Below are 12,628 nucleotides of genomic sequence, written 5' to 3' on the forward strand. Positions count from 1 at the left end.
TGCTTCATAATAAGCTGGACGCTCTGTCTATTTTAGCATAAAATTCCTATATTGAAATGATACCCGAGACAAGTTGGTGATTGTATTGAACCGTTCTTTATTCACACTAGTTCTGATCTTTGCAGCTCTATCGGTGATCCATGTGCTGTATCTTGTAGTCAGCAAATTACAGAAGGACAAAGATTATACCGGAATAGGCTTCCGTATCCGAACCTGGTGGGGCATGCTGTTCATCTTCTGCCTGGCTACCCTGTCCAACTCTGTCGTGTCCCTACTGTCCCTGATGGTTCTGAGCTTCTTCGCCCTCAAGGAATACTTCTCCATGATCCGCACCCGAAAAGCAGACCGAAGGCTGTTCCTCTGGGCTTATCTGTCCATTCCGCTGCAATTCTACTGGATCTACATCGAATGGTACGGGATGTTCATTATCTTCATTCCAGTCTATGTGTTCCTGCTGCTGCCGATTCCCCGGCTGATTAACAAGGGGACGCTCGGCTTCCTGCGCGGTGTCAGCGCGGTGCAGTGGGGACTGATGCTGATGGTCTTCGGGCTTAGCCATCTGGCCTATTTCCAGTTCGCCACGCCGGAATACGGCGCAGGGCTGGTTCTCTTCCTGGTGGTGCTGACCCAGCTCAATGATGCCGTGCATTATCTGGCCTCGCTCTACATCGGCAAGCACCGGATCGTCCCGACCGCGAATCCCCATCTGACTTGGGAGGGCTTCGTCTGCGCGTTCGCGGTGACAACAGCCGTCTCTTACCTGATCTATTCTCATCTTACACCGCTGAATCCGGCCTTTGGCTATCTCTCCGGTATGCTGATCAGTCTCAGCGGCTTCTTCGGCAGCCTGACAGTCTCCGTCCTGAAGCGGGATCTGCTGATCGGGGACGATGACAAATTCGCTGCCCTTAAGCAAAGCTATCTGAGCCGCGTAGACAGTCTTGCCTACACCGCACCGGTATTCTTCCATGTCATCCGCTACTATTTCGACTTCATGTAGCCGCTGATCACACTTATATTTGTACAAAAGCAGAGACTATCCGCTAATGGATAGTCTCTGCTCTGCTGGACCGCTTAATTCGTGCTTGTACCTGCACTGTCTGGAGCTGTAGTGCCCGCATCGGCTGGCTTCGTGGTACCCGCATCGGCCGGCTTCGTAGTACCAGCGTCCGCAGGCGGCGTTCCTCCCTCTCCGCCTGGTCCGCCTCCGGCTCTGTTGCCTCTGCCGCTGCCGAAGCCTCCGCCTCCCGGCCCGCCCATCCCGCTTCCGCCTGTGGTTACACCCGATGCATTCACCCATGTCACCGTACTGGCGATGTCAAAAGCAACGAATTTGCTGCCCCCGCTGTATGTCCCGCCGGTATACAATCCATCTGCTGCTGTTCCGGTAGAGCTGCCGCCGGTATAGACGGTATAAGAGCCGTCCGTAAGCTCTGGAGCGCTGACCACTACGGTCTGGAAGCTCTTCGCCGGAGCAAAGGTCAGAATGGCATTACCATCAGCGTCTTCCAGATGAACCATGGTTCCTGCCTGCTGAGTAGCTGCGAACTCCACGCTTACTGAATACTGGCCGGAGTCCTCTCCCGGAGCCTGTGCCATGCCGGAAGCGCCTGCGGCTACCAGGAATCCGCCTGTGATGTTGAAGGCCCCGTCATAATCCAAGGCTCCGTTGCCGGAGTTCTCGGGGCCATTCACAATGACGGTGCCTCCGGTCATAGTTACCGAGCCGTTGGAGTCCAGACCATCGCCTGCGGCATCTACAATCAAGGTGCCGCCGCTGATGGTCAGCAGGTTGCTGCCGGTGCTGCTGAACGAATCCTGAGCCTGCGTTCCTGCTGCCGTATTAGTATCGTTGCCTCCAGCCACATTTACGCCATCGTCTGTAGCTGTCACATGGATCTCACCGCCGGATATGGTGATGTCCGCCCCTTCTATCCCTTCATAGCTCCGCGTAATATTGACGGTGCCGCCCGATATCGAGACCAGAGCATCGGCGTGAATCCCGTCATCCCCTGTAGCGATCTGGAATTCCCCATCCGTTACAGAGAGGCTGCTGTTGCTGTGCAGCGCATCATCTGCGGCATCCACTGTGAAGCTTCCGCCGTTCACCGTCAGGTCGCCGCCTGCCTTAATCCCTTTGGCGCTGACGGATTCTGTCTCCGCCGCTGCTGTGGTGTCTGTCTCCGCCGCTGCTGCGGTGCCACTCTCCGCTGCTTGGGGCTGGTCAGCAGCCGGCGCAGCATCCATCGCAGGCGGCGTACCCCCTTCTTCCCCGGGAGCAGGGAAGGCTCCACCCTCCGGACGCTGGCCGAAGCCGCCGCCCATTCCCGGCCCTCCCTGGTCGCCGGTCTTCACTTCGGCATTCACATAGCCGCCGCCAGTCACCAGTGTATACGTCCCGCCGTCGATGACAGCAGCGGTCTCCGCCTGAATCCCGTCATTACCGGCCGTAATGTCGAAGGTTCCGGCGGCAATAGCGATGAAGCCCTTGGCGGCATCCTTGTCATTCGTTGATTTGATGCCGTCGCCCTCTGCATGAATTGTAATACTACCGTCCTGTATAGCTACCAGATCCTTACCGACAATACCGTCATCTGCTGCCTGCACTTCGATGGTGCCGGACATGATTTTCAGATCATCCTTGCCGGTGATGCCGTCGTTATAGTTGCCGGTTACCGTCAGCTTGCCGGTGCCGTTAACCGTCAGGTCTGCTTTGCTGAAGACCGCCGCGCTTGGCTCATCCTCAGCCCCGTCTCCGAATACATAGGCGGCTCCATCCGTCACACTGTTATCCGTCCCTTCCTGCAAGGTGATGACCACTTTGCCGGCTTCCTTGATGTAGACCGGAGCATTATCGCTGTCCGTCAGATGAGCGCCATTCAGCACCAGCCTTACGGTCCCTTTGGCCTGCTCATCTACGATAATCCGGCCGTCACTCAGTGTGCCGCTAAGCACATAAGTTCCTGCTTCCGTAATGGTTACTGTGCCTTCTTGCGCTGTGGCGCCTGCACCGTCTACCACAGCAGCAGTGCCAGCCAGAGTTATAGCAGTCGAATCTGCTGCCGTCCAGGCGGTTACAGCATCCTCTTCCTCCCAAGTCACAAGATCCGCCGCCTTCACACTTGCCAGCTGCACAGCGGCAGAGGAACTGCTCTGCACAGCCGCAACTGATGTACCCGCGTTGTTACTTGTATCTGATGGCGTAGCAGCTTTTGCACTGCATGCCGACATGACTGCGGCGCATAGCAGCACCAGTCCTATTTTGCTAGCTGTTAATCCGTTCTTCATCAGTCATCATTCCCTTCCTGTAGCGGATTAGTATTCATTCATGACAGGTGCCATGGTTAGTGAGAGATCAAGGTTCCCGTTACGTGTGCGGATGGCGTCCAGCAGCTCCTTCTGGCTCGTCTGCTCATCAATCGTTACTTCGTAGACCAGCTCATACAGGCTGCCCAGCTCCGTGGTTCTGATCTTCTTCAGCTCGTAGGCAACTTTGAAGGTATTGAAGACCTCCGCGAAGGCCTCCTCATAGCCCAGGTTCTCAGGGATCGTTACCTTCAGTGTCTTGTGCATCGACTTCTTAAGTCCAAAGCCTGTACGGTTAAGCAGGACCATCAGAGCGCAGAGGATAAGGGTGAAAAAGACCGCGTAACCAAAGGCCCCTACCCCGCAGGCCAGCCCGGAGGCCATAGTGAACAGAACGAAAGTGATATCCTTCGGATCACCGGGGGCGCTGCGGAACCGGATGATCGAGAAGGCGCCCGCCAGGCTGAAGGCCCGGGCCACATTGCTGCCGATAAGCAGGATGATGATCGCTACAATCGCCGGCAGCAGAACCATGGTCAATGTGAAGCTCTGCGAGTATCCGGCGGGGCTCGTCTTCATGTAGGTGAAGCTGATTAGCCCGCCGAGGATAATGGCAATGACGATGGTTAAGGCAGCATTCGTGAACGTTAGTTCCGAAGTAGACTCCGCTACGGCAAAAATCGAATCAAGCATATAGAACACTCTCTCTTTCTGATTGGCTGTTTCGCAGCATCTTTTTATATTCGTTGCCGTATTTGGAGAAGCTGGTGCGGTACATCTGATGCTCCGACAGCATCCTGGCGAGCCAGACCGGTATGGTCTTCTCGGCCTTCACTTCCATCAGCCATTGCCCCGGCTCCAGCAGCTCCTCGCCATAGACGCCGTGCTCCATCTTCAGATCATACCGGCGGCAGCGGATGTTGGTGTCGAAGGTGATGCGCAGGTCCCTGTTATTTTTACAGAACATGGCTTTGCGGTCATAGGACAAATACAGCTTCGGCTCCAGCTCATAGCGGGTCAGCAAGTACTTGATCTCCTCAATCACCTGCTTGTTCATATAGCTCTCGAATTCAGGCTCTCTGCCGCTCTCGATGAACGCATAGGCCTCTTTCAGCGTCAGTGAGGTTCTCCTCTTGTTGACCAGACCCAGCACCTTCTTCTTGATCTCCAGATAGACTCTGGTGTCGCCTTCAGGAATGCCGTAGGCTCTGATGCGGAGCTTCTCCTTGTATTTCGGCTTCGCCAGGCTGCTGCGGATCAGTGAGTTCTGAGGGGTGTCGTAGTACAGATTGGTGATAGAATAAAATTCGTGCTGCTTGTTGTAAGCATCGGGCTCCATATATTCCAGCAGTTCGTAATAGAGCTTCAGATAAGATTCGTGGTCGAACAGATACTTGTTCTCGTAGCGGTTGAAGACCTCGATCGCCATAGGGTTCAGATCCTTTCGGGTGAGTATGGGGTGCGCTTGCTTATGAATGTATCTTAGCCCCCGAACCTTTAATGAATCTTAAATGGATTAAGGTTGATTAAAGGTACCCTTGATATAATGTCACCAGCAGCAAGTACATTACTTAGGAAGAGGATGAGCCATCCCATGAGAATATTAATTGTAGAAGACGAGGTCCATCTGGCGGAGGCCCTAACCCAAATCCTCAAAAAACACAATTATTCGGTAGACGCGGTGCATGACGGCAGAGCCGGTCTCGATTATGCGCAGAGCGGGATCTATGACCTGCTGCTGCTGGATATTATGATGCCGGAGCTGGATGGAATCAGCGTGCTGAAGGAGCTGCGCAGGGACGGAGTCTCCACACCGGTCATTATGCTTACCGCAAAAGGGGAGATCACCGATATGGTGACCGGACTCGATCATGGTGCAGACGATTATATCGCCAAGCCGTTCGCTTCGGAGGAGCTGCTGGCCCGTATCCGGGCTGCGCTGCGGCGTAAGGGCGAGGTGATTCCTGACGATGCCCTGAAGTTCGGGGATCTGGAGCTGAATACCGCCAACCCGAAGCTGACGGTGAAGGGCCGGGAGATGAAGCTGAATCTCAAGGAGACGGAGCTGCTGGAGCTGCTGATCCTAAGGAAGCAGGCGGTCACCTCGAAGGAGCAGATCATTGAGAAGCTGTGGGGGTTCGATTCCGATGCGGAGCATAACAACGTGGAGGTCTATATTTCTTTTTTGCGTAAAAAGCTGGCCTTCCTGAACTCGGAGGTGCGCATCAGCACGATTAGGGGCGTAGGGTACGTGCTGGAGGGGAGTGCCTGATGTTCAATAAACTCCGAACCCGGTTCCTGATTGTCAATCTGGTCACCATCTCCATCATCATGCTGGTGGCCTTCGCCGCCATCTACATCTTCACGTACCGCAATGTGCAGGGAGACATCTATATGGCGCTCCACCGGATTGCGGACATGCAGCAGCGGGGTCCGGGAGATGGACAAAGTCCGCCTGGGGCAGGAGGCGGCGGGGGCAGAGGGACAATGCCCATGGATCAGGGGCCGATCGACCCTTACCAGCCGGAGCGCTCCGTCTCGTTCATGGTGCAGACCGATGCCAGCGGCACGATGACCGGCAAAGAATCGAAGTTCACGATGGACGATGACCTCTATAGCGCCGCGTTGAAGGAGGCTCTTAGCCTGGGCAAGGACACCGGCCGGTTCACGATGGACGGCAGCCGCTGGATCTTCATGGTCAAGCCTGCAAGCAGCGGGAAGCAGTTTGTCTTCATGGACATCACGGCCCAGCAGCAGATCCTGACAAACCTGATCTATACCTTCGCGGCTGTCGGCCTGCTGACGCTGGTCATCCTCTACTTCACCAGCCGCTACTTTGCGGGGCGCTCGATTGCGCCGGTGCGGGAGGCTTTTGACAAGCAGAAGCAGTTCATTGCCGACGCCTCCCATGAGCTGAAGACGCCGCTGACGATTATTAACACCAACGCGGATGTACTGCTGGCGAACAGTGAGGATACGATCCGCAATCAGGCAAAATGGCTGCAGTATATCAAGTCCGAAACCGAGCGGATGACCCGGCTGGTAGGCGATTTGCTGTACCTGACAGAGATGGATGACGCCCGGACCAGGAAGCTCCACAGCAGGTTCAACATGAGCGAAGCGGTAGAGAATATTATTCTGACCATGGAGGCCGTTCTCTTCGAGAAGAATATCTCCTTCGACTATGACATCCAACCGGAGCTTACCGTGCCGGGCAACCCCGAGCAGATTAAGCAGGTGGTAATGATTCTGCTGGATAACGCTGTGAAATATACGAATCCTAAGGGCGCTGTCCATATCTCCCTTCATAAGCAGAACAGCGATGTCCTTCTCTCTGTCTCGAATACAGGGGAAGGCATCGCTGCGGAGCATCTGGCACGGATTTTTGACCGCTTTTACCGTACGGATACCTCAAGAGCACGGAAGCAGGGCGGATACGGGCTGGGTCTGGCTATCGCCAGGTCCATTGTGGACCAGCATCAAGGAAGGATTTACGTAAAAAGTGTGGTTGGAGCGTCCACGACGTTCTATGTACAACTGCCCAGAATGGCGTAAAGTCTATAATTCCATAAACCAGCCACTTCCTTACGGGAAGCGTGCTGATTTATGGACTATCCTTAAAGGTAGGGGTTCCTTGTTAACCCCACTGCCGGCATTGTGCACTCTTCTGCCTCCGCCCCGCTGGTGCGGGCCGGGTCTTCAACGGCACTGTCGTCTGTCTTCAGCAGTACCATCATGAATTCGCCGATCCCGGGAACGTAGATCCGGGATACAGAATTCTCCTGGTCCATGCCCGACAGCTGTATCATGATATCTTCGGCTGATGTTATTTCCATCCTATGAGTCACCTCGCTCGTTAAGATAATGGCCTCAATTGGCATGATACTGAATTCCTGTTCCTGGCTTCCTACGGATTGACGCCCACGGAGAAAGGACGCGCGCCGACCGGTATGACACTAATCACAGCCTGGGTGACCCCATCAATGACCGATACCGTATTATCATCCTGATTGGTAATATAGATGCGGTTCGTCAAGGGATTAGCGCCCGCGCCGTTGGGATTATTTCCGACCGGGATGGTAGTAATCACCGTATTCGTTAATCCGCCAATCACCGATACATTGTCGCTATCCCGGTTGGGCACATAGATCGCATTGGTAGATACGTTCACTCCCGGCTCAGCCGGAGTCGTGCCGACAGGCACGTTGGTGATCACCGTATTGGTCGCACCATCTATGACGGATACGGTGTTGCTGGTGAAGTTCGAGACATAAATCCGGTTCGTCAAGGGATCAACAGCCAAACGGAACGGGTTCACCTGCACGGGAATCTGGGTAATAACCGTATTTGTAGCCCCATCAATGACGGTAACAATATCCGAGTTGAATTCAGCTACATAAATAGTATTGGTTAAGGAATTCACACCGATCCCCGTTGGAAAAGGAGAACCGCCGGCGGGAATAATGGTAGTCACCACAGTGTTGGTTAATCCGTCAATGACAGTGACCGTATTATCATTAAAATTCGCAACATAGATGGCATTGGTAGCGGTATTGACCGCGACTCCGCCCGCTCCGTCCCCGGCAGGAACGGTGGCCAGCACCGTATTGGTTAACCCGTCGATAACGGATACGTTGTCACTGTTCAAGTTAGCGACATAAATGCGGTTGGTTAACGGGTTCACGGCAATTCCAGCAGGATTCACCCCTACAGGGATGACTGCGATCACTGCACCTGTAGCACCGTTGATCACAGAAACATCATTGCTGTTGAAATTGGCAACATAGATACGGTTGACGGAGCCTGTGACTCCCCCCTCTTCAGCACCCAGCAGCTCAGCTGAGACAAGACGGTGGGCGGTAACCAGCCGCCCGGCTGAATCCTTGCCCCACACAGAGACTTCCGTCTGCAATTCAGCAAGACCCCCCGTTGTAAAGACAAACTCATAGGCATTCAGATTGGCAAAGTAATTCCTTGTGATCACCTCGTCCGGGGAAACCGTAATAAGCTCGCTTACGTACAGCGTTCTGGTGAGGGTCAAGTTGTACCCTTGGATCAGAATCGCAGACGGATTCACCGCATCCCGGTTATCAATCTTGACCGTCACCTGTACCGTAGGCCTTACACCGTTCACTGCATTATTCTCAATAGGCCCTGTTGATAGAATAGCCATTCCAGCCAAGCCTCCCTAGATAAGAGATTTGCAAACTACCAGTCTCTCATAATATATGTAAGAACTGTAGCGCCGCTTGGACTATACTATAACTAGATTCAAATTATGGCCCGGCTCCCCATTCATGTGAGAAAGGTGTGATCCTATTGCATGCTACAGGACCAAATCCCAATGACATCCATCCGAATCCACAGATCAAGCAAGTCCGTTTCATCAAAAATACGCTGACCCGCTCCAACATCATCGCCGGAGACTTCTCCTACTATGATGATCCTGACGAGTCGGTATCCTTCGAGAGCCGTGTTACCCATCACTATGAGTTCATCGGGGACAAGCTGATGATCGGCAAGTTCTGCGCCATCGCCCGCGGCACCGAATTCATTATGAACGGTGCCAACCACCGGATGGGCTCGGTGACCACCTATCCCTTCAACATTATGGGCGGCGGCTGGGAGCAGGCAACGCCTGAGCTGGCGGACCTGCCCTACAAAGGCGATACTGTCATCGGAAACGATGTCTGGATCGGCCAGAATGCCACCATTATGCCGGGCGTGACGATTGGTGACGGCGCGATCATCGCCGCCAATGCTACCGTCACCAAGGATGTTCCTGCATACCATATTGCCGGGGGCAATCCTGCCCGGATTCTGCGGCAGCGCTTCGATGACGAGCTCATCGCCCTGCTGCTGGAGCTGAAGTGGTGGGACTGGAGTCCAGAGAAGATCACCGCCCATCTGGAGGCGCTGTGCAGCAGTGATCTGGAGCAGATCCGGGCTCTGGCAGGCCGAAGCTGAACCAGAATAAGGGGGTGCCCGTCAGCCATGCGATAGCTGGCTGGGGCCCCCCCTTCAATGTTGTAGCTTTAATTGATTTCCAGATAATCAAGATAAGCATCCCAAGTCCCGTCATCGGCGGTAACCACCAGCTCAATCACCTGATTGCCGGTTCCATGGCTGACATTGCTGATCGTATAGACCGCAGGGCTGCTTCCGCCATAGTAGAAGGTCCCCTTCGTCACCCCGCCGATCTTGAGGTCCACCCTGGCCATATTGGCGTTATTGGAGGCCCCGCGCAGGGAGAAATTATGGGTGCCGCTGGTGAAATTCTGGGTGTACTTCACGGAATCATTGTTTGCATACAGAGCGACTCCGGTGAACGGGGAACTGATATTCGAGGTGTATTGACCGGCCTTGGTCATGCTCTCCGCCTCTACCTTCGTTACAGCGGGACCAGGACCATTGCCGCCGTCAGGCGCAACCGCCCTGCCCGTGCTTGGCGAGATCATGCCTGAGCATAGGCCGCGGTTCTTGAGATTCTGTGCAATCTGCGGTACTGCCTGGAGTGTGGTCTGGTATTGGTCATGCATCAGGATGACATCCCCATTCTTCATCGTGCCCACAGCGGCAACGATCTGGGCGGTTCCCGCTCCGTTCCAGTCTTGGGAGTCCACGTTCCAGAGTACTTCGGTAAGGCCGTTCTGGGCCTCGATGGACTTGAGAGTTGCGTTAGTCGCCCCGTACGGCGGACGGAACAGCTTCGGAGCTGTGCCGGTAATGGATTGCAGCGTCTGCTGGGTGTTCGTAATCTCCGATGTAATCTGGGAGGTACCCACCTGGGTCAGATTCGCATGCGACCAGGAATGGTTGCCAATCCACATCCCTGCGTTCTTCTGGGCCAGGACGAGCGAAGGATTGTTCTGCGCATTCTGCCCGACATTGAAGAACGTGGCGCGCAGACCATTCTGCTGCAAGGCATTCAGCAGGTTCGTCGTGTTGCTTGGATTCGGCCCGTCATCATACGTTAGAGCTACATAACCGGCCGAGCAATCAGCGGCGAACACCTTCTCCCCGCCCGCTGCAAGAGACCCCATAAATAAAGACACGACAAGCGACCCGATAGCTGCCCATTGTATTGCTTTGCTTCTAAACATTCTCCTAATTCCCCTCTCGGCTTGAATAGTTTCCTGACTGTACCCGTTAAGGCTGTAACTGTATGTATACGCTCCGGTGAAGTCAAACGCTTACATTAGTAATTATAACAATTATTCCCTTTTTAAGCTAGATGTGATTCTTGTAATTTGTGCTAAACAATTGGAAAAATGTATCTTAAATTAGCGGTTTGGGAGAGATGTACGGTAATAAGTGGATTTACAACACCTATCGCTTACTCTTTTTGCTGCTTTGGGTGAATCGGGAAGATTTAAGTGCTGTTTATCCAATTACTGTTGTAACACAGACCATTCGCTCACCAGCAAGTGTACTTAATCCAACTGCTATCTTCGATCCCCCTAGCCACCTGGCTTATCCCATAAGTGCATTGGTCCGTATAGAGTGACTCCAACAGCCCCCCCTCCTGTCTTATTCAAAAATTTTCCATAGTTTAGACCCGTCCGGGATGAATAGGTTTTCATTTTACCCGTATGATATAAAGTTCGACTTTATCATGAATCATATTACGAGGAGGAAGATGAATGACCTTTGGTTTCAGGACACTGGGGACAATGCTTTTGGCTTTAACACTGCTTGCAGGTACAAGCGCTATTGCCGGACAGCCGGTGAAGGCTGAGGGGGCAGCGAAGCTTTTTTATCACACCTCGGGCAGCCGGATTGTAGATTCGCAGGGGAACCCGGCCGTGTTCAACGGACTGAACTGGTTTGGCTTCGAGACGCCGAACTATTCCCCGCACGGATTATGGTCGCGTTCCATGGATGATGTGCTCGATCAGGTCCGCGCAGAAGGGTACAACTTGATTCGCCTGCCGTTCAGCAGTCAAATGTTCGATCCGGCTTCCCAGGCCAACAGCATTGATTATGCCAAAAACCCGGACCTGGCCGGTCTGACTCCCATCGAAATTATGGATACCTTAATCGAAAAAGCCGGCCAGCGCGGCATTCAAATCTTCCTGGACCGGCACCGTCCCGATTCCGGCGGGCAGTCGACGCTCTGGTATACCGCTGCATATCCTGAATCCCGCTGGATCAGTGACTGGGTGATGCTGGCTGCACGGTATGCGAATAATCCTACGGTAATCGGTGCCGACCTGCATAATGAGCCTCATGGCCCGGCAAGCTGGGGGACCGGTGATCTCAGCACAGACTGGCGGCTCGCGGCCCAGCGGGCTGGGAATGCCATCCTTGCGGTGAATCCGCACTGGCTGATCATCGTCGAAGGGATCGAGCAGAATGTGCAGGGTAACACCAGCAAGTACTGGTGGGGCGGCAACCTTACCGGGGTGCGGAATTATCCGGTAACGCTTACCGTGCCGAATCAAGTGGTGTATTCTCCGCATGATTACGGTCCCGGGGTGGCGGAGCAGCCGTGGTTCAGCGATCCGGCTTTTCCGGCGAACCTGCCTGCTATATGGGATCAGACCTGGGGTTATATCAGCAAAGAGAACATTGCCCCTCTAATCATGGGTGAATTCGGAGGCCGCAGCGTGGACACCCTCTCGGTTGAAGGGAAGTGGCAGAATAAACTAGTCGATTACATCGGCACGAATGATCTCTACTGGACCTACTGGACACTGAACCCCAACAGCGGGGATACCGGCGGTCTGCTGCAGGATGACTGGGCAACCTGGAACCGGCCGAAGCAGCTCATGCTGAACCGGATCATGAAGACAGTCACCTTCCCTCCTATTGAGGAGCCCGGCGGCCCCGGGACAGGACCTGTAACCGCCACTCCGCTCTACCGCAGTGATGAGACCGGCAACAACGTGGGCTCCATCCGGGCAAGTCTTCAGCTGAAGAGCACCTCCACCGTCTCCGTCCCGCTCAGCCAATTCACGATCCGTTACTGGTTCACCCAGGACGGCAGCTCCGCCCACACCATGGAGATTGACTACGCCGTAGTCGGCAAAAATAATATCCAGACCACCATCGTCCCGCTCGCGGTCCCGGTCCCGAACGCGGATGCCTACGCTGAAATCTCCTTCAAGGACGGGGCGGGCAGTCTGGCGCCTTCCGGCTCGACCGGAGATATCCAGTTCCGTATTCACAAGGATAACTATGCGAATTATAGCCAGGCCAACGATTACTCCTTCCGGCCGCTGCTGACCAGCTTCACCGCCAATGACCGGATCACTGTATACCATAATGGAACGCTCATCTACGGGGTAGAGCCGTAACCAAGCGGAAACGGCTACAAGGC

At 54.3% G+C, this 12,628-nt stretch carries 11 protein-coding genes; 5 read left to right on the forward strand and 6 right to left on the reverse strand.

Annotated elements, in window-relative coordinates:
- The first annotated feature begins 85 nt into the window (after positions 1–85).
- On the forward strand, positions 86–1,000 hold the full coding sequence (locus NST69_RS30070; protein WP_036722812.1) for a phosphatidate cytidylyltransferase: 915 nt from the start codon (positions 86–88) through the stop codon (positions 998–1,000).
- A gap of 74 nt (positions 1,001–1,074) precedes the next feature.
- Here the strand turns inward: NST69_RS30070 and NST69_RS30075 are convergent, their stop codons facing one another.
- Genes NST69_RS30075 through NST69_RS30085 form a run of 3 tightly spaced genes read right to left on the reverse strand, consistent with a single transcriptional unit; the run spans position 1,075 to position 4,735 of the window.
- Positions 1,075–3,288, reverse strand: a complete 2,214-nt coding sequence (locus NST69_RS30075; RefSeq protein WP_342547905.1) for a carbohydrate-binding domain-containing protein — start codon at positions 3,286–3,288, stop codon at positions 1,075–1,077.
- 27 nt (positions 3,289–3,315) lie between these two features.
- Positions 3,316–3,999, reverse strand: a complete 684-nt coding sequence (locus NST69_RS30080) for a DUF4956 domain-containing protein (RefSeq protein WP_339252248.1) — start codon at positions 3,997–3,999, stop codon at positions 3,316–3,318.
- Positions 3,992–4,735 (reverse strand): polyphosphate polymerase domain-containing protein, encoded by a 744-nt coding sequence (locus NST69_RS30085; RefSeq protein WP_339252250.1) that lies wholly within the window; start codon positions 4,733–4,735, stop codon positions 3,992–3,994. Before NST69_RS30085 ends, NST69_RS30080 begins: the two co-directional genes overlap by 8 nt.
- 165 nt (positions 4,736–4,900) lie before the next feature.
- On the opposite strand from NST69_RS30085, the gene NST69_RS30090 reads away from it, so the two are divergent.
- A complete protein-coding gene (locus tag NST69_RS30090) occupies positions 4,901–5,578 on the forward strand; it encodes a response regulator transcription factor (protein ID WP_036722818.1) in 678 nt (225 codons plus the stop codon).
- Complete coding sequence (locus tag NST69_RS30095) at positions 5,578–6,861, forward strand: HAMP domain-containing sensor histidine kinase (protein ID WP_339252253.1); 1,284 nt, start codon at positions 5,578–5,580, stop codon at positions 6,859–6,861. The genes NST69_RS30090 and NST69_RS30095 overlap by 1 nt, the downstream gene beginning before the upstream one ends.
- Positions 6,862–6,923: 62 nt before the next feature.
- Here NST69_RS30095 and NST69_RS30100 read toward each other — a convergent pair whose 3' ends face one another.
- Together NST69_RS30100 and NST69_RS30105 are read right to left on the reverse strand one after the other, a co-directional pair.
- Positions 6,924–7,142, reverse strand: a complete 219-nt coding sequence (locus tag NST69_RS30100; RefSeq protein ID WP_342547906.1) for a hypothetical protein — start codon at positions 7,140–7,142, stop codon at positions 6,924–6,926.
- A 71-nt stretch (positions 7,143–7,213) separates the two neighbouring features.
- The gene (locus tag NST69_RS30105; protein ID WP_036722822.1) at positions 7,214–8,479 is read right to left on the reverse strand and encodes a YncE family protein; all 1,266 of its coding nucleotides are present in this window, start codon (positions 8,477–8,479) and stop codon (positions 7,214–7,216) included.
- 146 nt (positions 8,480–8,625) lie between these two features.
- Between NST69_RS30105 and NST69_RS30110 the strand changes: the two genes are divergently transcribed.
- The gene (locus NST69_RS30110; protein WP_339252256.1) at positions 8,626–9,273 is read left to right on the forward strand and encodes a Vat family streptogramin A O-acetyltransferase; all 648 of its coding nucleotides are present in this window, start codon (positions 8,626–8,628) and stop codon (positions 9,271–9,273) included.
- 68 nt (positions 9,274–9,341) lie between these two features.
- On the opposite strand, the gene NST69_RS30115 is transcribed toward NST69_RS30110, so the two are convergent.
- Positions 9,342–10,409 carry a polysaccharide deacetylase family protein gene (locus NST69_RS30115; RefSeq protein WP_342547907.1) on the reverse strand — a complete coding sequence of 356 codons (1,068 nt, stop codon included), beginning with the start codon at positions 10,407–10,409 and terminating at the stop codon, positions 9,342–9,344.
- 540 nt (positions 10,410–10,949) lie between these two features.
- On the opposite strand from NST69_RS30115, the gene NST69_RS30120 reads away from it, so the two are divergent.
- Positions 10,950–12,605, forward strand: coding sequence for a cellulase family glycosylhydrolase (locus NST69_RS30120; RefSeq protein ID WP_342547908.1), 1,656 nt, complete (start codon positions 10,950–10,952; stop codon positions 12,603–12,605).
- Positions 12,606–12,628: the final 23 nt, after the last annotated feature.

The sequence above is a fragment of the Paenibacillus sp. FSL P2-0089 genome, assembly GCF_038595095.1.
Lineage (GTDB): Bacteria > Bacillota > Bacilli > Paenibacillales > Paenibacillaceae > Paenibacillus_AQ > Paenibacillus_AQ silagei.